Source organism: Burkholderia seminalis (assembly GCF_001718535.1).
GTDB classification, from domain to species: Bacteria; Pseudomonadota; Gammaproteobacteria; order Burkholderiales; family Burkholderiaceae; genus Burkholderia; species Burkholderia seminalis.
Window position 1 is genome coordinate 1184374 of the sequence record NZ_CP013400.1, and the last position, 20234, is coordinate 1204607.

18 protein-coding genes are annotated in these 20234 nt (G+C 67.2%); 10 read left to right on the forward strand and 8 right to left on the reverse strand.

What is annotated here, in order from left to right:
- The first annotated feature begins 37 nt into the window (after nucleotides 1-37).
- The 7 genes from WJ12_RS26060 to WJ12_RS26090 are packed head-to-tail and all read left to right on the forward strand — an operon-like array spanning nucleotide 38 to nucleotide 7830.
- The gene (locus WJ12_RS26060; RefSeq protein WP_059556407.1) at nucleotides 38-1885 is read left to right on the forward strand and encodes a bifunctional 3-(3-hydroxy-phenyl)propionate/3-hydroxycinnamic acid hydroxylase; all 1848 of its coding nucleotides are present in this window, start codon (nucleotides 38-40) and stop codon (nucleotides 1883-1885) included.
- A gap of 1 nt (nucleotide 1886) precedes the next feature.
- The gene (locus WJ12_RS26065) at nucleotides 1887-2840 is read left to right on the forward strand and encodes a 3-carboxyethylcatechol 2,3-dioxygenase (protein ID WP_049032992.1); all 954 of its coding nucleotides are present in this window, start codon (nucleotides 1887-1889) and stop codon (nucleotides 2838-2840) included.
- A 4-nt stretch (nucleotides 2841-2844) separates the two neighbouring features.
- Entirely contained in the window at nucleotides 2845-3633 is a 789-nt protein-coding gene (mhpD, locus tag WJ12_RS26070) for a 2-keto-4-pentenoate hydratase (protein ID WP_059556408.1), read from the forward strand.
- Nucleotides 3634-3650: 17 nt separating this feature from the next.
- Nucleotides 3651-4598 carry an acetaldehyde dehydrogenase (acetylating) gene (locus WJ12_RS26075; RefSeq protein ID WP_059556409.1) on the forward strand — a complete coding sequence of 316 codons (948 nt, stop codon included), beginning with the start codon at nucleotides 3651-3653 and terminating at the stop codon, nucleotides 4596-4598.
- Nucleotides 4599-4613: 15 nt separating this feature from the next.
- Nucleotides 4614-5636 carry a 4-hydroxy-2-oxovalerate aldolase gene (dmpG, locus tag WJ12_RS26080; protein WP_311767572.1) on the forward strand — a complete coding sequence of 341 codons (1023 nt, stop codon included), beginning with the start codon at nucleotides 4614-4616 and terminating at the stop codon, nucleotides 5634-5636.
- A 59-nt stretch (nucleotides 5637-5695) separates the two neighbouring features.
- The gene (gene mhpT / locus WJ12_RS26085; protein WP_059556410.1) at nucleotides 5696-6949 is read left to right on the forward strand and encodes a 3-(3-hydroxy-phenyl)propionate transporter MhpT; all 1254 of its coding nucleotides are present in this window, start codon (nucleotides 5696-5698) and stop codon (nucleotides 6947-6949) included.
- A 14-nt stretch (nucleotides 6950-6963) separates the two neighbouring features.
- Nucleotides 6964-7830 (forward strand): alpha/beta fold hydrolase, encoded by an 867-nt coding sequence (locus WJ12_RS26090; protein WP_059556411.1) that lies wholly within the window; start codon nucleotides 6964-6966, stop codon nucleotides 7828-7830.
- Between the two features lie 182 nt (nucleotides 7831-8012).
- On the opposite strand, the gene WJ12_RS26095 is transcribed toward WJ12_RS26090, so the two are convergent.
- From WJ12_RS26095 to WJ12_RS26125, 7 genes are read right to left on the reverse strand one after another with little or no spacing between them, the layout of a single operon-like run.
- Nucleotides 8013-9077 (reverse strand): 2-aminoethylphosphonate aminotransferase, encoded by a 1065-nt coding sequence (locus WJ12_RS26095; RefSeq protein WP_059556412.1) that lies wholly within the window; start codon nucleotides 9075-9077, stop codon nucleotides 8013-8015.
- Nucleotides 9077-10258, reverse strand: a complete 1182-nt coding sequence (gene aepY, locus WJ12_RS26100) for a phosphonopyruvate decarboxylase (RefSeq protein ID WP_049034394.1) — start codon at nucleotides 10256-10258, stop codon at nucleotides 9077-9079. Before aepY ends, WJ12_RS26095 begins: the two co-directional genes overlap by 1 nt.
- Complete coding sequence (aepX, locus tag WJ12_RS26105) at nucleotides 10255-11940, reverse strand: phosphoenolpyruvate mutase (RefSeq protein WP_034191628.1); 1686 nt, start codon at nucleotides 11938-11940, stop codon at nucleotides 10255-10257. Before aepX ends, aepY begins: the two co-directional genes overlap by 4 nt.
- A complete protein-coding gene (locus WJ12_RS26110) occupies nucleotides 11937-12704 on the reverse strand; it encodes a phosphocholine cytidylyltransferase family protein (RefSeq protein ID WP_034191627.1) in 768 nt (255 codons plus the stop codon). Before WJ12_RS26110 ends, aepX begins: the two co-directional genes overlap by 4 nt.
- 35 nt (nucleotides 12705-12739) lie before the next feature.
- The gene (locus WJ12_RS26115) at nucleotides 12740-13741 is read right to left on the reverse strand and encodes an HpnL family protein (protein ID WP_059556413.1); all 1002 of its coding nucleotides are present in this window, start codon (nucleotides 13739-13741) and stop codon (nucleotides 12740-12742) included.
- Entirely contained in the window at nucleotides 13738-14547 is an 810-nt protein-coding gene (locus WJ12_RS26120) for a HalD/BesD family halogenase (protein ID WP_034191625.1), read from the reverse strand. Before WJ12_RS26120 ends, WJ12_RS26115 begins: the two co-directional genes overlap by 4 nt.
- A complete protein-coding gene (locus tag WJ12_RS26125) occupies nucleotides 14544-15224 on the reverse strand; it encodes a CDP-alcohol phosphatidyltransferase family protein (RefSeq protein WP_059556414.1) in 681 nt (226 codons plus the stop codon). The genes WJ12_RS26120 and WJ12_RS26125 overlap by 4 nt, the downstream gene beginning before the upstream one ends.
- Before the next feature lie 662 nt (nucleotides 15225-15886).
- Between WJ12_RS26125 and WJ12_RS26130 the strand changes: the two genes are divergently transcribed.
- Nucleotides 15887-17401 (forward strand): acetyl-CoA hydrolase/transferase family protein, encoded by a 1515-nt coding sequence (locus tag WJ12_RS26130; RefSeq protein ID WP_059556415.1) that lies wholly within the window; start codon nucleotides 15887-15889, stop codon nucleotides 17399-17401.
- 30 nt (nucleotides 17402-17431) lie between these two features.
- Here WJ12_RS26130 and WJ12_RS26135 read toward each other — a convergent pair whose 3' ends face one another.
- Nucleotides 17432-18961, reverse strand: coding sequence for a DHA2 family efflux MFS transporter permease subunit (locus WJ12_RS26135; RefSeq protein ID WP_059556416.1), 1530 nt, complete (start codon nucleotides 18959-18961; stop codon nucleotides 17432-17434).
- A 135-nt stretch (nucleotides 18962-19096) separates the two neighbouring features.
- On the opposite strand from WJ12_RS26135, the gene WJ12_RS26140 reads away from it, so the two are divergent.
- The gene (locus WJ12_RS26140) at nucleotides 19097-19537 is read left to right on the forward strand and encodes a MarR family winged helix-turn-helix transcriptional regulator (RefSeq protein ID WP_034191621.1); all 441 of its coding nucleotides are present in this window, start codon (nucleotides 19097-19099) and stop codon (nucleotides 19535-19537) included.
- A 242-nt stretch (nucleotides 19538-19779) separates the two neighbouring features.
- Nucleotides 19780-20205, forward strand: a complete 426-nt coding sequence (locus WJ12_RS26145; RefSeq protein WP_049029977.1) for a helix-turn-helix domain-containing protein — start codon at nucleotides 19780-19782, stop codon at nucleotides 20203-20205.
- Nucleotides 20206-20234: the final 29 nt, after the last annotated feature.

A 20234-nucleotide genomic window follows, 5' to 3' on the forward strand; every position in this document is an offset into this window, starting at 1 on the left:
GTTCAGCACATCGGACAAGCCCAGTCAGGAGACAAGCATGCGCCCCGCCTTTGAACCGGCGGCCGGCAACGGCCGCGCTCATCCTCACGAAACGACACATCGTTCGATCGACGCCGATGTCGCCATCATCGGCGCGGGCCCGGTCGGCCTGATGATCGCGAACCTGCTCGGCCTGCAGGGCGTGCGCGTCGTCCTCGTCGAGAAGCTCGCGCAGATCATCGACTATCCGCGGGCGATCGGCCTCGACGACGAAGCGCTGCGCGTATTCCAGTCGGTCGGCCTGGTCGACGAACTGCTTCCGCACACCACGCCGAATCACTGGATGCGCTTCACGCTGAAAGGGAAGTGCTTCGCGTCGATCGAGCCGCGCACCGACGAGTTCGGCTGGCCGCGCCGCAATGCGTTCATCCAGCCGCTCGCCGATCGGATTCTGTACGGCGGTCTCGAGCGTTTCGAGAATGTGTCGACGCTGCTTGGCCACGGCGTCGACAGCTTCGCGCAGGACGAGTGCGGTGTGACCATAGAGGCGACAGACGCGCACGGTGCAAAGACGACGATCCGCGCCGCATACATGGTCGGCGCGGACGGCGGCAACAGTTTCGTGCGTCGCACGCTCGACGTGCCGTTCGAAGGCCGCACGAAGCCGAATCAATGGATCGTGATCGACGTGCGCAACGACCCGATCGGCTCTCCGCATGTCTATCTGCATTGCGACGCGCGGCGTCCGTACGTGTCGGCGGCGCTGCCGCACGGGATCCGGCGCTTCGAATTCATGGTGATGCCGGGCGAGACGGAGGAGGAACTGTCGAAGCCGGAGAACATGGCGGCGTTGGTGCGCGGGGTGGTCGACGACCCCGACAAGGTCGACTACATTCGTCAGCGGGTCTATACGCACAACGCGCGGCTCGCGAGCACGTTCCGCGTCAAGCGCATCCTGCTCGCGGGAGACGCCGCGCACATCATGCCGGTGTGGCAGGGGCAGGGCTACAACAGCGGCATTCGCGACGCGAGCAATCTCGGCTGGAAGCTTGCGATGGTCGTGAAAGGCACCGCGCGCGACACGCTGCTCGATACCTACACGATGGAGCGGCGCGCCCATGCACGCTCGATGATCCACCTCTCGGAAGTCGCGGGCGATATCTTCGCGCCGACGAGCTTCGTCGGATCGAAAGTGCGTGACGCGTTCGTGCGCTGCTTCGATGTGCTGCCCGCCATGCAGCGCTATTTCGTCGAGATGCGCTTCAAGCCGATGCCGCGCTATGAAGAAGGTGTCGTGCTGCTGACGCGCCGAGCGCGGTCCGAAGGGCTGCTCGCGCGCATGATCGCGAAGCGCGGACACGGCGCGTTCGGGCGGCTGGTCGGTCTGATGAGCGAGAAACGTGAATCGCTGATCGGGCGGATGGTGCATGGCCGCGATGCGCAGGCTGGCACCCCCGTGGGCCGCATGTTCATCCAGCCGCGCGTGCGTCGCGTGGATGGCAGCATCGTCCGGCTCGACGATGCGATCGGCAACCGCTTCGCGATCGTGGGATGGGGCTCGGACCCGACGTTCGGCCTGACGCCCGAGGCGCGCCGCATCTGGACCGCGCTTGGGGGGTGTTTCGTGATCGCCAAGCCCGACCCGCAGCTCGCGTTCCACGATGACGTGCCCGAAGACGTGATCGCCATTGGCGATGTCGATTCGCGCCTGCGCGACTGGTTCGCGCGCGTGCCGGAATCGGTCGTGCTGTTGCGGCCCGACCGCTTCGTGGCCGGCATGTGCTCGCCGCAAAGCGTATCGGGTTGCGTGTCGCAGCTTGCGCAAAGGCTGTCGCTTGCCGCGACGACGGGCGCGACGATCAACGACGCGACGTTCCCGCATGCCGCCGATCTGGTAGGGGCCTGAAATGCCGATCCATCTCGAATGCATGTCGCACACGCCGCTGCACGGCTACTTCGATCCGGCGCCGGCGGTCGTCGCGGAAGTCGAGCAGGTGCAGCGCGCGGCGCGCGAGCGGGTCGACGCGTTCGATCCGGAGTTGGTGATCGTGTTCGCGCCTGACCACTACAACGGATTTTTCTACGACGTGATGCCGCAGTTCTGCATCGGCGTGAGCGCGACGGCCATCGGCGATTTCGGCAGCGCGGCCGGCCCGTTGCCCGTCGACCGCGATGTGGCGCTCGCGCTTGCCGATGCGACGCTCGCGAGCGATATCGACGTCGCCGTGTCGTATCGCATGCAGGTCGATCACGGCTGCGCGCAGGCACTCGAGGTACTCACGGGCGGCATCGACCGCTATCCCGTGGTGCCCGTTTTCATCAACTCGGTCGCGCCGCCGATGGCGTCGTGCCGCCGCGCGCGACTGCTCGGCGATGCGATCGGCCGTACCGTCGCGCGCATGAACCGGCGCGTGTTGCTGATCGGCTCGGGCGGCATTTCGCATGAGCCGCCGGTGCCGGAAATCGCGGGCGCGGACGATATCGTCGCGGAACGGCTGATCGCTGGGCGCAACCCGTCACCGGCGTCGCGCGATGCGCGGCAATCCCGTACCGTCGCGGCGGCCAAGGCATTCGCAGCGGGCGACAGCCGCCTGCATCCGCTCAATCCCGCATGGGACCACATGTTTCTCGAATGGCTCGAACGCGGTGAACTCACCGCAGCCGATGGCCTCACGAACGAAGCGATCACGCGCGATGCAGGCAAGTCCGCGCACGAGATTCGCACGTGGGTCGCCGCATTCGGTGCACTTGCGGCGAGCGGTCCGTATGCGGCTTCGATCGATTACTACCGCGCGATTCCGGAATGGATCGCCGGCTTCGGCGCGATGCACGCGCGAGAACAGGCCCTTTCCAGGAGATAGAACCATGTCGGATGACAACAGCATGCTTTCGATGGCCGCGCGCCTGCGTGAAGCGCAGGCCTCGCGCCGGACGATCGCGCCGCTGCGCGAGACGTGTCCCGAAGGCGACGCGACACTCGCCTACGCGATCCAGCAGATCAACAACGACTTGCGCACGGCGAACGGCGAGCGCGTCGTCGGCAGGAAGATCGGCCTGACTTCGCCCGCGGTGCAGAAGCAGCTTGGCGTCGATCAGCCCGACTTCGGCGCGTTGTTCGCGTCGATGGCGTACGGCGACAGCCAGCCGATGCCGCTCGCCTCGTTGATTCAGCCGAAGGTCGAAGCGGAGATCGCGCTCGTGCTCGAACGCGACCTGACCGCCGAAAAACACACCTACGCGGATCTGATTTCAGCGACCGCGTATGCGGTGGCCGCGATCGAGGTGGTCGACAGTCGCATCCGCGACTGGGACATCCGGTTTTTCGACACCGTCGCGGACAACGCGTCGAGCGCGCTGTTCGTGCTCGGCAGCCGCCCGGTCCTGCTGCGCGATATCGAGCTGACCGCTTGTGCAATGACGCTCACGCAGGACGGCGAAGTCCTGTCACGCGGCAATGGCGGCGCGTGCCTCGGCAATCCGCTGAATGCGGCGGCGTGGCTCGCGGACCGGATGGTTCGACTCGGCACGCCGCTGCGCGCGGGCGACATCGTGCTGACGGGCGCGCTTGGCCCGATGGTCGCGGTGAAGGCGGCCGGCACTTATACGGCGCATATCGAAGGGCTCGGCAGTGTGCGCGCCAGTTTCAGCGAATGACGGACGGAGACATTCCCATGGCAACAGAGAACACCAGGTGCAAAGCCGCGATCATCGGATCCGGCAACATCGGCACCGACCTGATGATCAAGATCATGCGCCGCAGCAGGCATCTCGAAGTCGCGGCGATGGTCGGCATCGATCCTGCCTCGGACGGCCTCGCGCGCGCCGCAAGGCTCGGGGTGGCGACGACGCATGAAGGCGTGGAAGGGCTGGCGCGCCTGCCCGTGTTCGACGGGATCGACTTCGTGTTCGATGCGACGTCGGCCGGCGCGCATGTGAAGAACGACGCGTTCCTGCGCGCGCTCAAGCCCGGCATTCGCGTGATCGACCTGACGCCCGCCGCCATCGGCCCGTACTGCGTACCGGTGGTGAACCTCGACGCGCATCTCGATGCGCCGAACGTGAACATGGTCACGTGCGGCGGACAGGCGACGATTCCAATGGTTGCCGCCGTGTCGCGGGTCGCAAGGGTGCATTACGCGGAGATCGTCGCATCGATCAGCAGCAAGTCGGCAGGACCCGGCACGCGCGCCAACATCGACGAGTTCACGGAGACGACGTCGAAGGCGATCGAAGCGGTCGGCCGCGCCGGCAAGGGCAAGGCGATCATCGTGCTCAACCCGGCCGAGCCTCCGCTGATGATGCGCGACACGGTCTATGTGCTGTCCGAGGCGGCAGACCGGGCGCTGATCGAAACGTCGGTTGGCGAGATGGCCGCTGCCATCCAGTCCTATGTGCCCGGCTATCGCCTGAAGCAGTCCGTGCAGTTCGACGACATCCCCTCCGACGCGCCGTTGCATATTCCCGGACTCGGCCATTTCAGCGGACTGAAGACCTCGATCTTCGTCGAAGTGGAAGGCGCGGCCCATTATCTGCCGGCCTACGCGGGCAATCTCGACATCATGACTTCCGCCGCGCTGGCAACGGCCGAACGCATGGCGGCGTCGGTTGTGAACGCCTGAAGCAGGGAGCACTCGATCATGGACAAGAAACTCTATATCTCCGACGTGACGCTGCGCGACGGCATGCACGCGATCCGTCATCAGTATTCGATTCGGAACGTGCAGGACATTGCCCGCGCGCTGGACGAGGCGAAGGTCGACAGCATCGAGGTCGCACACGGTGACGGCCTGCAGGGTTCGAGCTTCAACTATGGCTTCGGCGCGCACAGTGATCTGGAATGGATCGAGGCGGTGGCCGATGTGGTCAAGCACGCGAAAATCGCGACACTGCTGCTGCCCGGCATCGGCACGATCCACGACCTGAAGGCCGCGTACGACGCGGGCGCGCGTGTTGTCCGTGTCGCGACCCATTGCACGGAAGCGGACATTTCGAAGCAGCACATCGAGTATGCGCGCAGCCTCGGCATGGACACCGTCGGCTTTCTGATGATGAGCCACATGACCACGCCTGACCACCTCGCGATCGAGGCGAGGAAGATGGAAAGCTATGGCGCCACCTGCGTGTACGTGGTCGATTCGGGCGGCGCGATGAACATGCACGACATCCGTGCGCGCTTCAAGGCGCTCAAGGCCGTGCTTCGCCCCGAGACCCACACGGGCATGCATGCCCATCACAACCTGAGCCTCGGCGTGGCCAACTCGATCGTTGCGGTCGAGGAGGGCTGCGACCGCATCGATGCGAGTCTGGCGGGCATGGGGGCGGGCGCGGGCAATGCCCCGCTCGAAGTGTTCGTCGCGGCGGCCGAGCGCCTTGGCTGGCATCACGGCACCGATCTATATCGCCTGCTCGATGCGGCCGACGATCTCGTGCGCCCGTTGCAGGACCGGCCGGTGCGCGTGGACCGCGAAACGCTCGCGCTGGGCTATGCGGGCGTGTATTCGAGCTTCCTGCGGCATGCCGAAATCGCGGCGAAGAAGTACGGCCTGAAAGCGGTCGACATTCTCGTCGAACTGGGCAAGCGACGCATGGTGGGCGGTCAGGAAGACATGATCGTCGACGTTGCGCTCGATCTGAAGAAGCGCGAAGCCAGCGCCTGAACCACACGCGTATGCCAGGCGCCGTGAAGAGCGCCGCATCGTTCAACCTGGAGACATCAATGAAAACGTCAACGGCTTCTTCCCCGCGCGCCGGCGGCGCCATCACCATCGGGCTGTGCCTCGCGGTTGCCCTCCTCGAGGGTCTCGACCTGCAATCCACCGGCGTCGCCGCGCCGCGCATGGCACACGAGTTCCATCTCGCCGTCGCGCAGCTCGGCTGGGCATTCGGCATCGGCGCGCTCGGCCTGTTGCCGGGTGCGGCGATTGGCGGCAGGCTCGCGGATCGCATTGGCCGCAAGCGCGTGCTGATGATGTCGGTCGCGCTGTTCGGGATATTTTCGATTGCAACGACCCAGGTGTGGGATCTGCAGAGCCTGCTCATCGCGCGTTTTCTCACGGGCCTCGGCCTGGGCGCCGCGATGCCGAACCTGATCGCGCTGTGCGCGGAAGCGGCGGCGCCCGGGCGACGCAGCACGGCGGTCGGTGCGATGTACTGCGGCATGCCGTTCGGTGCGGCGCTCGCGGCAGTGATCGGTATTGTCAGCCCGGGCGCCGAGGGCTGGCGGCACATCTTCTATGTCGGCGGGATCGGGCCGCTGCTGACCTTGCCGCTGCTGGCGATTTTCCTGAAGGAGTCGACGTACTTCGTCGCGGCAAGCCGGGGCGCGACCCGCGAGTCGAAGGACGGCATCGTGCGCGCGCTCTTCAGTGACGGGCGCGCGGCGACGACCCTCTCGCTGTGGATCAGCTATCTGGGGACGCTGATCGTGCTGTACTTCCTGATGAACTGGCTGCCATCGATGGTGCTCTCGCGCGGCCTCACGCCGGTACAGGCGAGCATCGTGCAGATGATGTTCAACATCGGCGGTGGTGTCGGCGCAATCGTGATCGCGGGGTTGATGGATCGCATTGGCAAGCGGCCGGTCGTGGTCGGCATGTACACGGGCATCGCGACTGCGTTACTGGCGCTCGCCAGCGCGACGGGCAGCGTGTCGATGGCATGGGGCGGCCTGCTGGCGGGGCTGTTTCTCGTCGGCACGCAGTCGGTGCTGTATGCGCTCGCCGGTGCAACGTATCCGACGCGCGTGCGCGGCACGGGTGTCGGCGCGGCGGTGGCCGTTGGCCGGGTGGGATCGATGGTCGGCCCGCTGATCGCCGGGCAACTGCTGGCGTTAGGCCAGAGCGCGTCGATGCTCGTGATCTCGAGCATTCCGCTCATCGTGATCGCGGCGCTCGGTGCGCTCACCGTGGTCGCGAAATCTCCGCGTGAGTCGACCAACGGCTCGCACACCCTTGGAACCGAATCGATCTGACGAAGGACATCGACATGACTGACACCGTGATTCATACCGAAGCCGCGACCAGCAAGTACATGAACGTGATGGAGGGCGGCAGGGAACTGCGTGTGCACTACAACGACACCGGCGCGGGCGGGCAAGCGCTCGTTCTGCTGCACGGCTCCGGTCCGGGCGCGAGCGGCTGGGCGAACTTCCATCGCAATGTGGACGCGTTCGCGAATGCGGGTTATCGCGTGATCCTCGTCGACTGTCCCGGCTGGGGCAAGAGCGATTCGATCGTCTGTACCGGCTCTCGCTCCGACCTCAACGCGCGCGTGCTGAAGGGCGTGCTGGATGCGGTCGGCGTCGAGCGCGCGCATCTCGTCGGCAACTCGATGGGCGGGCATAGCGCGGTGGCCTTCGCGCTGTCGTATCCCGAGCGCGTCGGCAAGCTGGTGCTGATGGGCGGCGGCACGGGCGGTCCGAGCCAGTTCGTGCCGATGCCGACCGAAGGCATCAAGCTGCTACAAGGGTTGTATCGCGCCCCGACGCTCGAGAACCTGAAGAAGATGCTCAATGTGTTCGTCTACGACGCGAGCACGATGACCGAAGAGCTGATGCAGACGCGGCTCGATAATATGCTCGCGCGGCGCGATCATCTCGAGAACTTCGTGAAGAGTCTGGCGGCCAATCCGAAGCAGTTTCCGGACTACGGTCACCGACTGAACGAGATTCAGGCGCCGGCGCTCGTGATCTGGGGACGCGATGACCGTTTCGTGCCCATGGATGTCGGGCTGCGGCTCGTTTGGGGGATGCCGAACGCCGATCTGACCGTGTTCGGGCGCTGCGGGCACTGGGCGCAATGGGAGCACGCGGAGCGATTCAACCGGATGGTGCTGGAGTTCCTGCACCAATGACAAAGGGTTGCATCGGTGCTGGCCGTTTGGCGTCCTCGCCCTCCTTTCGACGGGAGGGGGTGGTGCTTTGGAAGCGGCCGGCGTCGTACGACCGAGATGGGTCGCCGCACGACACCCGTGGAATTCCTCGAACCAGAAAAAAGGCCCTTGCGGGCCTTCGATCGACGAGAAAGGGCGGCCGTTTAACGCGTCAGCGCCGTAAACCCTTCCAGCAACCGCTCGACGTCAGCCGCCTGAATCGCGCCCATCGTCGAGATCCGGAACAGTTCCTTCGACAACCCGCCTTGCCCCGCGTAAATCACGAAGCCGCGCGCCTTCAGCCCGTCGTGCAGCGCTTCGTACGTGACGCCTTGCGGCAGCCGATACGCGCGCAGCACGACCGACGACGCGCCTTCCGGCAGCACCAGCGGCATCCCGCGCGCAGCGAGCCCGGCCTGCGCCTGATCGGCGAGCGCCTTGTAATGCGCATGGCGCGCACGCCAGCCGCCGGCTTCATCAAATTCGCGCAGCGCCTCGACGAGCGCATAGTACGCATGCACGGACGGCGTAAACGGCGTGTTCCGCTGATCCTGCAGCTTCGCGAGACGGCCGAGATCGAGATAGTAAGTACGGCTTGCAGCCTTCGCGAGCGCGCGGCGTCGCACGATCACGAACGCCGCGCCAGGCACCCCGTGCAGGCACTTGTTCGCGGTCGCGGCAACCGCATCGATGTCGCCACCGGCGAAGTCGATCGCTTCCGCGCCGAAGCTGCTGACGCCGTCGACGAGCATCTTCACGCCGCGCGCGCGGCAGACTTCCGCGATCGCGCCGAGGTCGTTCAGGCGGCCCGTCGTCGTTTCGTGATGGATCACCGCGACGTGCGTGTAGCCGCCCGCGTCGAGGCGCGCGGCAATCTGCGCGGGATCCGGGGCCTGCATCCATTCATGCTTCAGTACGTCGTGCGCGATGCCGTACTGCGTCGCGATCTGCGTGATCCGCTCGCCGTACACGCCGTTCTCGATCACGAGCAGCTTGCCGTCCTGCGGCACGAGCGCCGCGATCATGCTTTCGACGGCCGCCGTGCCCGAGCCCGTCATCAGCACGGCCGTCCATTCGGCCGGGTCGAGCTCGTACGCGGCGACGAGGCGCGCACGCGCCTCATCCTGCAGATCGAAGAATTCGCTTTCGCGGTGGCACAGATCGGGTTGCAGCAGGCTGCGGCGCACGCGCTCGGTGAGCGTGACCGGGCCGGGGTTCAGCAGCAGCATCAATGGGCTCCTTCAACGTGTGCTTCGGTCTGCGTGGCGCCGATGTGCCGCATCAGACGGGTCTTGACCTCGACCGGCGTGACGGTCGGGCGGGGCAGGCCGTCGGGCACGCCCGTGCGGATCGCGACGCGCACGAACTGGGCGCCGCCGCCCGATGCGGCCAGCGTCGCATCGAGCACGTCGAGCGTGTCGCCTTCGAGCGCCGACGCATAGCCGCATGCGGCCGCGACGCCCGCGAACGACACATGCTGCGACACGGTTGCCTGGCCGCCCGTCGATTCGTGCGCGCCGTTGTCGAGCAGCACGTGCGTGAGGTTGGCCGGGCCGTAGGTGCCGAGCGTCGCGAACACGCCCATGCGCATCAGCGCGGCGCCGTCGCCGTCGACGGCGACCACGCGCAGGTCGGGGCGCGCGAGCGCGAGGCCGAGCGCGAGCGGCGTCACGCAGCCCATCGAGCCGACCATGTACAGCTGGTTCGGGCGATCGTCGAGCGCGTAGAGTTCGCGGCCGCAGAAGCCGGTCGACGCGAGCACGACGGTCGAATCGACCGGCGTGTGCGCGATCACGCGCCGCAGCGCGTCGTGGCGGGTCGGCCATGCATCGGCCGACACGGCGCGCGACGACGATTGCGCGGCGACATGCGCGCGCGGCTTGGCGGCCGGGTTCGCCTTCAGTTCATACGGCGCGACGCTGCCTTTCTGCATCACGAGCGCGTACGGGCGGCCCGTCGCGTCCATGTGCGCGATCGCGCGGTCGAGTGCCGGGCCGACCTGTTCGGGGTCGGTCGGGAACGTCTCCCACGGAATCTCCATCGTGTCGAGCATCGCGGGCGTGATCGGGCCCATCAGCGCATGCTGCGGCTCGTCGGCGACGCCCGGCTGGCCGCGCCACGTGACAATCAGCAGCTGCGGCAGGCGGAACGTCCAGGTCAGCGACGTGAGCGGGCTCACCGCGTTGCCGAGTCCCGAGTTCTGCATCATCGCGATCCCGCGCTTGCCGCCGAGCGTCGCGCCCGCGATCAGCGCGACCGCGTCGCCTTCGTTCGCGGCCGACACGTAGTTCAGCGTCGGGTCCTGCAGCACGTAGTTGATGAACGGCGTCAGGTACGAGCAGGGCACGCCCGCGTACCAGTCGAAGCCGCGTTCGCGCGCGGCCTCGACGAACTGGGCCGCTTCGATCATTGCGCGCCCCCGTTGCCGGCGCCCGGTTCGGACAGCGGCGTCTGGCCGTGCGCGAAGTCGCCCGCGCGGCGGAAGTCCTCGAGGTCGTTGACCCCGCGCCAGTGGCCGTGCACGTACTGCACCTCGATCTTCTCGCCGGCGGCGATCAGTTCGTTGAGCAGCGACGGAATGTCGAGCGTGTCGAAATCAGGGCGCGCCTGCAGCGTCGCGAGCATCGCCTTCAGGCGCTCGACACCGGCGCCGCGCACGTTCAGCAGGCCGATCCAGCGGCCGTGCGGCGTGCCCGCGGCAACGTCGCTCGACACGCGCTGCAGGTAGGTCTTCTGGCCGAACAGGCCGCGATCGTCGGCGGCCGAGCAGAGGGCGAAGTCTCGCACGCTCTGATTGGTCTCGGTGAGCGACGAATCGACCACCACGCTGAACTCGGCCTCGCTCTCCGCGAGGTCGCGCACGATGTAGCTGCGGAACAGCAGGTCGCCGTACGAGATCACGGTGTCGCCCGTCAGGCGTTCGGCCGCGCAGGCGAGCGACGCGAGCTCGCCGGTCTGCGCGTGGCGCTCGTTGACGACGAGCTTGATGCCCGACGTATCGATCGCATCGGCGCGATAGCCGCCAACCACGGTGATGTCGTTCACGCCGTGCGTCTTGAAGCCGTCGACGAGCCAGCGCAGCAGCGGCTTGCCGGCGACCGGCAGCATGACCTTCGGCTTGTCTTCGGTCACGGCTTCGAGGCCCTTGCCGCGGCTCGCGGCGAGCACGATCGCGGCATTCGACGCGCGCGACGACGACGACAGGTAGATACGCTCGGCCGCCGAGTACTCGTCGGCGTCCTGCAGGCGGAAGATCTCGTTGACCGATGCCACGCGGTCCTCGACGTTGATCAGCGTTTCGCTTTCGTGGATCTCGCGCGCGGTCGCCTGCATCGCGGATGCCGACGCGCGGATCAGATGATTCGCCCAGATCACGGTGCTGATGCCGGCCTGGCGGAACACGTCGGTCGGCGTGCTGTAGTACTTGGTCGGCACGATCACGAGCGGCGCCTTGCCGCTCCATTCGCGCGCGAACTGCAGGATCTCGTCCGGGCGCGACAGCTTGCTGTGGATCAGGATCGCGTCGGCGCCGGCTTCCGCATACGCGTTCGCGCGGCGCAGCGCCTCGTCCATGCCCCAGCCGGCGATCAGCGCCTCGACGCGCGCGACGATCGAGAAGTCGGGATCGGTCTGCGAATCCTTGCCGGCCTTGATCTTGCCGCAGAACTCGTCGATTTCCGCGAGCGGCTGGCGCTCGCCGCCGATGAAGCTGTTCGTCTTCGGGAACTGCTTGTCCTCGATGCACACGCCCGCGATGCCGCGCTGTTCGAGCTTCTTCACGAGGCGGCGCACGTTGTTGAAGTTGCCGTAGCCGGTGTCGCCGTCGAGCAGGATCGGCAGATCGCTCGCGTCGGCCATGAATTCGAGCACGTCGACGACCTGCGTCCAGCTCGCTTCGTTGTTGTCGCGCACGCCGAACTGCGCGGAGATCGCGAGGCCCGACGCCCAGATCCCCTTGAAGCCGGCTTCGCGGACGATGCGCGCGGACAGGCCGTTGTGCGCTTCCATCAGGAATTCGAGGTCGCTGCTGACGAGCATGCGGCGCAGGCGCGCGCTGCGCGATTCGGTGAAGTTGGGTTCGCGTGCGTTCATCGTGCGGCTCCTGCGGTCGTGCGTTGAATCAGGGGGAGGATGTCTTGGGTCGCGCGGGCGACGTCGTTCGGGAAGTCGATCTCGATCCACGGCGAGCCGGTGACGTCGGCCACGTCGAACGAATGGCCGCCTTCGAGCAGCAGGTCGCGCACGGCTTCCTCGTGCGGCAGGTTCGCGCGGCCGCTGTCGACGTAGCCCGCGACGATCGTCGCGAGGCGGCGGGCGGTGCCTTCGGTGAAGCGGAAGAAGCCGACCGATTCGCCGATCGTGTCGTAGTCGAGGTCGACCGCGAGCTGCTTGCGCAGTTCGACCGGCACGCCGTTCTTCAGGCACAGCTTGACGGGCTCGTCGCCGGCCTCGAAGTCGCGGTCGATCAGCAGGCGGTCGACCGCCTGGTCGGCATCGGCCACCAGCGCATGCAGGATGTTCTCGTCGTACAGCACGTCCGCGTCCATCAGCAGCACGTCGCCGCCGCGCGTCATCGCATCGGCGACGGTATGCACGGTCAGCACGCTGCCGAGGTCGTAGCGGTCGTTGATCACGATCTCGGCCTGGCGGCCGAGGCGCTTCAGTTCCTGCTCGACCTTCTCGTGCTGAAAGCCGAGCCCGAGCACGATCTCGTCGACGCCCGCGGCGTCGAGTACGCGCAGATGGCGCTCGAGCAGCGACACGTCGTCGAAGCGCAGCAGGCACTTCGGGAACTGCGCTTCGGGCGGTTGTTGCAGGCGCAAGCCGAGGCCTGCCGCAAGAATGATGGCTCGCATGGGTTCTCCAACCAAAAAGCCGGCGATCTGAACGATCAGTCGGCGAGCGGCTGCGGCGCACGGCGCCGCTGCCAGTTTCTTTCACTGAAATGCAGATAGAGCAGCCCGGGCAGGCCGAGCGCGAGTTCACGCGCGCGCTTCGCGAGCGACAGCGCGAGCGCCGCGTCGGGCGGCAGTCCGACCAGCGGGGCGAGCAGCAGGTAGCCGCCTTCCTGCGCACCGAGCGAGCCGGGGATCGCGAAGGCCGCGCCGCGGATCGCCTGGCCGACGCTTTCCAGCAGCAGCGCGTCGAGCCAGCTCACCGGGTGCCCGAGGAAGTGCAGGGCGAGCCACACTTCCGCGGTGCCGACGATCCAGCCGACGAGGCTCAGCGCGAACGTCTTCGCGACCTTCGCGCGATCGCGGTACAGCGCGCCGACCGCGTCGTCGATCGCATCGGCGCGCGTGGCCAGCGACGACCAGTCGCGCGGGCCGAGCAGCTTCGACGCGAGGCGCAGGCCGCGGCCGAACAGCCCGCGCCGCTGCGCCGCGTAGAACAGCAACGCAAGCGCGCCGAGCACGCCGGTCGCGATCAGCGCGGGCGTGCGCAGGTGCGCGACCGAATCGTGCGTCGCATACAGGCTGAATGCGGCGACGCCGATCAACGCGAAGGCCATTTGGGCAAGCGCCTGCATCGTCGTGCTGACGGTCACGGCCGCCGCCGCGTCGGCCATTCGCGTGCCGCGCTGCGCGAGGTGGCGCACCATCAGCACGGGGCCGCCGATCTGCCCGGCGGGCAGCAGGCTGTTGACCGATTCGCCGACCCAGCGCGCGCGCAGCGCGTTGCCGAGATCGGCACCGGGCTGCCCGCGGCGGAACATGGCGGAGATCGCCGTCGCATCGATCACGAGCGGCACGACATGGAACGCCGCGACGAGCGCGAGACCCCAGCCGGCCGCGAGGAACGTGGACGCGACCGCGCCGATGCCCTGCCAGGCAAGGAGTGCGATGAAGAGTGCGGTCCCGAGGGACAGCAGGATGAGGCCCGCGCGCGTCATGACCCGGTCGTGCGTCGCGTCGCCAGTTGCTTGAACACCTGGCGGAAACCGAAATACGCGATCGCGTCCTTCATGTTCGAGATGAAGCGCTTCCACGGCCGCATGCCGGGGTTCGTCACGTATTCGAACGTGAGCGACACGCGCATCTCGTTCTGGCCGAGCGGCGTGATGCGGTGACGCAGCTTGTCGCCGTCGAACAGCACGATGCCGCCGTCGGCGATCTGCACCGAGCCCGGTTCGTCGGCGACGTCCGGGTTGCGCGTGTGCAGCTCGTAGTCGAGCCGGCACGACGATTCGTCGATCACGCCGATCAGCAGCGTGTAGCGACGGCCATCGTAGTACGACGTGTCGTAATGCCAGCCGATGTGGTCGCCGGGCTTTGTGTAGTAATACAGCGCGTACGCGTGCGGATCGTCGTCCGGCGACAGCATCAGCTTGTCGCCCGTGACTTTCTCGAGGAAGCCGATCAGCGCCTTCGAGCGATAGAGCTCGGCGATGTACGGCGCCTGCTCGTCGATCGTATGACGGCTCACGCTGCCGCCCTGCTTGTGGCCGGGCAGGTAATTGCGGTTCAGGCCGGCCTGCATCGCGCGGGCGGCGCTCGCGAGTTTCGCGTGCGCGTCGGCGGGCAGGAACGTGTCGAGGTACAGGAACGAGCCCTGGCGCGTGTAGTCGCCGCGCAGGCGGTCGAGGTCGAGCCGGCCGACGCGGTCGGCCACGGTGCGATCGGGGTCGGCTGCGGCCGCGCGCACGGGCGCGGGGCGTGCCGGGCTCAGCACGGAGTCGTCGCGCGTGCTAGGAGTCATTTGGAAGCCTGGATTTCGGTTGAATTCCGCGGAGCGTTGCCACGGCGGACGATGCGCCACCAGTCGATCACGACCCATGCGGCGAACAGCGGGGCACCGATCGATGCCGCGAGCAGGAACGGCTCGACGCCGTCGACGAGCGTCACGATCGGCAGCAGGTACAGCACGTCTTCGGTTTCGAAGCCGCCTGCGAACGCCTGCTTGGTGCCGGCCTTGCCGGCGATCGATTCGATCCGCATGCGCAGGAAGAAGATCAGCGCGACGGCCGCACCGGCCACCGCGCCCAGCAGCACCGGCGACGCGGCCATCTGGCCGCCCTGGGCGACGATGCCGAGCCCCATGCTGACGAACAGCGCGACCGTGACGAGCGCATCGGCCGCGAGATCGTAAAAATGACCGATCTTGCTGGACTTGCCGCTGATGCGCGCGAGTTCGCCGTCGGTGTGGTCGACGAAGTTCGACAGCACGATCAGGAACGCGCCGGCATTGCTCCAGCCGAAGCCGCCGTGCGCAAGGCACCAGGCACCGGCGAGGCCGATCAGCAGACGAAGGGTAGTCAGGTGATTCGGGGTGACCGGCGTATCGACGAGCGGTCGGACAAGCGAGCGCGCGAGCCGCGCATCCCAGGTGCGTGGCAGGGGGGGCTCGGCGCGTGTGGCGGTTTTTCTTTGGTCCATCGGCGAAATATATACGGAATTGTAATTTGTTGCTTTTTATTCGATCAATGTCCTGACATGCGGGAGTGTTACCGCGTCTTGCACGTATCGGCCGGCCGAAGCCGGATGCGCGACAGGGCGGCCGATCGGGACGGCAGGCGGCGTCGCCGGGCCCGTCTTCCAGTGTGGTTCGCGTCACGCCGCTGTCAAGGACGGGCGGGCCTCGCGGGCCGATGCGGCGGAGATTTTCGCGCGCGGCGGCGAGCCGTGCGCAGCGCATGCGACGTTGACGTGCGTCAGGTCCGGCAAAGCATCATCGGGCGACAATCGGCCGCGCCGCGACTTCATCGGCCATTGCCGATATCGGGCGGCGAATTGCAATGGAAATCCGCCGATTGATGCGCGACGGTTGGCGATCGTCGTCCGGCCATTCGCTCCGATGCTTTCGCGCACCTTTCGGGTGCATCGGGCGGCGCGGATCGACTGTCACAGAACGGTCGTTCGATACCCGGCATATTCGGCAAGGATCTTTTGCATCCAGCGGACATTTCGCGGCGACGGCCTCTGCGATACTCCGGCCATGCCTGTGGTGCCGGCCGCCCCGCGCGGCCCCAAGGGCTTCATGTCGCTCAGGAGACACCCCCCGCGACGTCAACGACAGACCCCAGCGTCAGAAACCTGCCATGTCTTCATCACGCATCCTCGCTCCCGCCCTGCGTTCGCTCGTCCGCACCGCCGACGAAGCCGCCGCGCTGATCCGTCCCGGCATGACCGTCGCCATGAGCGGCTTCACCGGTTCGGGCTATCCGAAGGCCGTCCCGGCCGCGCTTGCCGCCCATATCGACGCGGCGCACGCGCGCGGCGAGGACTTCCGGATCAACGTGCTGACCGGCGCGTCGACCGCGCCCGAACTCGACGGCGCGCTCGCCCGCACCGACGGCATCTCGATGCGGCTGCCTTACCAGTCCGACCCGACGCTGCGCGACAAGATCAACGGCGGCGAAGTCGATTACCAGGACGTCCACCTGAGCCACGTCGCGCAGTACGCGTGGTTCGGGCTGTACGGCGATCTCGACGTCGCGATCGTCGAGGTCGCGGGCATCCGCGAGGACGGGCTGCTGATCCCGTCCGCGTCGATCGGCAACAACAAGACCTGGCTCGAACGCGCCAAGCACGTGATCCTCGAGGTGAATGCGCGCCAGCCGCTCGGCCTCGACGGGATGCACGACATCTATTACGGCACCGCGCTGCCGCCGCATCGCAAGCCGATTCCGCTGACGAAGAGCGACGACCGCATCGGCGAGCCGTACCTGCGCTGCCCGGCCGACAAGATCGTCGCGATCGTCGAGACCGACGCGCCCGATCGCAGCAATGCGTTCTCCGCGCCGGACGCGACGTCGAAGCAGATCGCGCTGCAGCTGATCGACTTCCTGCGCCACGAAGTGAAGCGCGGCCGCCTGCCGGAAAACCTGCTGCCGCTGCAGTCGGGCGTCGGCAACATCACGAACGCGGTGCTCGCGGAGCTCAGCTCGGCCGGCTTCTCGAACCTGACGGCCTATACCGAAGTGATCCAGGACGGCATGCTCGACCTGCTCGACGACGGCACGCTGAGCTTCGCGTCGGCCACCGCGTTGTCGCTGAGCCCGGCCGCCGTGCAGCGCTTCGCCGACGAAATCGCGACGTTCCGCGAAAAGATCGTGCTGCGCCCGCAGGAGATCAGCAACCATCCGGAGCTCGTGCGCCGCCTCGGCTGCATCGCGATGAACGGGATGATCGAGGCCGACATCTACGGCAACGTGAACTCGACGCACGTGATGGGCACGAAGATCCAGAACGGTATCGGCGGCTCGGGCGACTTCGCGCGCAACGGCTATCTGTCGTGCTTCATGTCGGCGAGCACCGCGAAGGGCGGCGCGATCTCGCGGATCGTGCCGATGGCGAGCCACGTCGACCATACCGAGCACGACGTCGCGGTGGTCGTCACCGAGCAGGGCCTGGCCGACCTGCGCGGCCTGTCGCCGAAGCAGCGCGCGCGCAAGATCATCGCGACCTGCGCGCATCCCGACTACCGGCCGATGCTCGAGGACTACTTCGAGCGCGCGTCGCGCGAGAGCTTCGGCAAGCACACGCCGCACCTGCTCGCCGAGGCGCTGTCGTGGCACGAGCGCTACGTGCGGACCGGCACGATGAAGGTCTGACGCGGCGTCGGACGGGCGCATGCGCGCCCGTCAGTCCATCGCCGCGTGCGCGACGTCGACGCTCGCCGTTTTCTGCGGCGGGCGGATCAGCAGCAACAGCGGGATCATCAGCAGCGTCGCCACGAACATCAGCTTGAAGTCGTTCAGGTAAGCGATCATCGCCGCCTGCTGGTTGATCGTGCGATCGAGCAGCGCGATGTCGAGGCGGCTGCCGGCCAGCGCCTGCACGGCCGGGTCGAACGGCGTGATGTGGGTCGCGAGGTCGGCATGCGCGACCTGCGTGTTGCGCGTCATCAGCGTCTGCACGATCGAGATGCCGATACTGCTGCCGATGTTGCGCATCAGGCTGTAGGTGGCCGTGCCGTCCGCGCGCAACTCCGGCGGCAGCGTCGAGAACGACAGAGCGCTCAGCGGCACGAACACGAGCCCCAGCCCGAAGCCCTGGACCACGCCCGGCCACACGATGTCCGATTCGGACAGCACGACCGTGTACTGCATCATCTGCCACAGCGCGAGCGCGGAAATCGCGAGCCCCGCGAGCAGCAGCATCCGTGCATCCACGTATTTCAGCAGCCTGCCGACGAGCAGCATCGCGATCATCGTGCCGGCGCCGCTCGGCGCGGTGACGAGGCCCGTCGTCGCGACCGGGTAGCCCATCAGGTTCTGCAGCATCGGCGGCAGCAGGGCGCGCGTCGCGTACAACACCGCGCCGACGACGAAGATGAACAGCGTACCCGTCGCGAAGTTCGGGTCGCGCAGCAGCTCCGACTTGAAGAACGATGCCTTGCCGACGGTCGCCGTATGCACGAGGAAGAACGCGAAGCTGAGCGCCGCGACGAGCGCCTCGATGCGGATCTCGTACGAACCGAACCAGTCGAGCTGTTCGCCGCGGTCGAGCATGGCCTGGAACGCGCCGATCGCGAGCGCCAGCGTCGCGAAGCCGAACGCATCGAATTTCACGTGCGGGCGCGGCGCGCGTGCCGGCAGGAAGGTCGTCACGCCGGCGAGCGCGAACGCGCCGATCGGCACGTTGATGAAGAACACCCAGCGCCAGTTGTAGCTGTCGGTGAGCCAGCCGCCGAGCGTCGGGCCGAGGATCGGGCCGACCATCACGCCCATCCCCCAGATCGCCATCGCCTGGCCTTGTTTCTCGCGCGGGTTGATGTCGAGCAGGATCGACTGCGACAGCGGCACCAGCGCGGCGCCGAACACGCCCTGCAGCAGCCGCGCACCGACGATCTGCACGAGCGTCTCGGACAGCCCGCACAGCGCCGACGCCACCGTGAAACCCGCGATCGACACGATCAGCAGCCGCTTGACGCTCAACCGGTCGGACAGCCAGCCGGTGAGCGGCGTCGCGATCGCCGCGGCGACGATGTAGGAGGTCAGCACCCACGTGATTTCGTCCTGCGACGCGGACAGCGTGCCCTGCATGTGCGGCAGCGCGACGTTCGCGATCGTGCTGTCGAGGGTCTGGATCAGCGTGGCGAGCATGATCGACAGGGTCAGCATCGGCCGGTTCAGGGCGGGCGAGGCGGGGGCGTCGGCGGCGGGGTTCAAGCGGGTGTCTCCGTCGGGCGATCGCCGTGGGCGGCGATCCGGTATGGTTCAAATTATAAGCATGCTTATTATAAAGCCACTTATTGCCTGGGCGCGAGCCGCGGCCCGCCGGCGGCTTGACCCTATAATCGGCGGATGGACAAGACTTACGAGAACCGGATCGGTTACCTGATCGCCGACGTGGCTCGCCTGAACGGACGCCTGTTCGACCGGCGCGCGAAGCGCATCGGGCTGACGCGGGCACAAAGCCGCGTGCTCGCGTACCTGACGTGGAAGGGCGAGATGAACCAGGCGCGGCTGGCCGAATGGCTCGAGATCACGCCGATCTCGCTGACGCGCCTGCTCGACCGGATGGAAAGCTACGGCTGGATCGAACGCATCGCGAACGACGACGACCGCCGCGCGTTCGTGATCCGGTTGACCGACAAGGCGCGGGAGATCTTTCCGCAGATGCTCGAAGTGGGCGATACCGTCGCCGACGACGGGCTGCGCGGCTTCACGTCCGACGAGCGCGATACGCTGGTGCGGCTGCTCGGACGCGTGCGTCACAACCTGATCGATTGCGGCGGGGAGTGACGCGGGCGCCCGTTCGGGCGCACCGGCGGCCGGCTGAGCGAGCGCTACCCGGCGCGGCTCGTGTCATGCCGGGTGTTCAACGGACCGGCACCGCGAGCGCGAACACCGCGACCCAGGGACCCGCCCCGTACGATGGCCGTTGCGTGGCGCGGCGCAATACGGGGCGGTTTCATGGCGTTTCAGGCTTGCGTTCGCGTAGTCGAGTCACTATCTTGCAACTTCAAGTTCACTTGAGGTCAAGCATGAGCCGTCTGGACATTGCCGAGGTGGCGCGGCGCTCGGGATTGCCCGCGTCGACGCTGCGCTACTACGAGGAAAAAGGGTTGATCGTTCCGGTCGGCCGGCACGGGCTGCGGCGGCAATACGACGAATCGGTGCTGGAGCGTCTGGCACTGATCGCGCTCGGCCGCGAGGCCGGTTTCTCGCTCGACGACATCCTCGCGATGGTCGGCACGGACGGCCAGCCCGCGATCGATCGCGCGAAGCTCGACGGCAAGGCCGACGAACTCGACCGCACGATCCGCCGTCTCGGCGCCGTGCGCGACATGCTGCGGCACGCGGCCGTGTGCCCGGCGCCGAGCCACCTCGAATGTCCGTCGTTCCGGAAGCTGCTGCGCATCGCCGCGCATCGTCATCCGGCGCGTCGCACGAAGACGGACGGTGCGTAGGCCGTGAGCGCGCGCGATGCGCGGGTGGC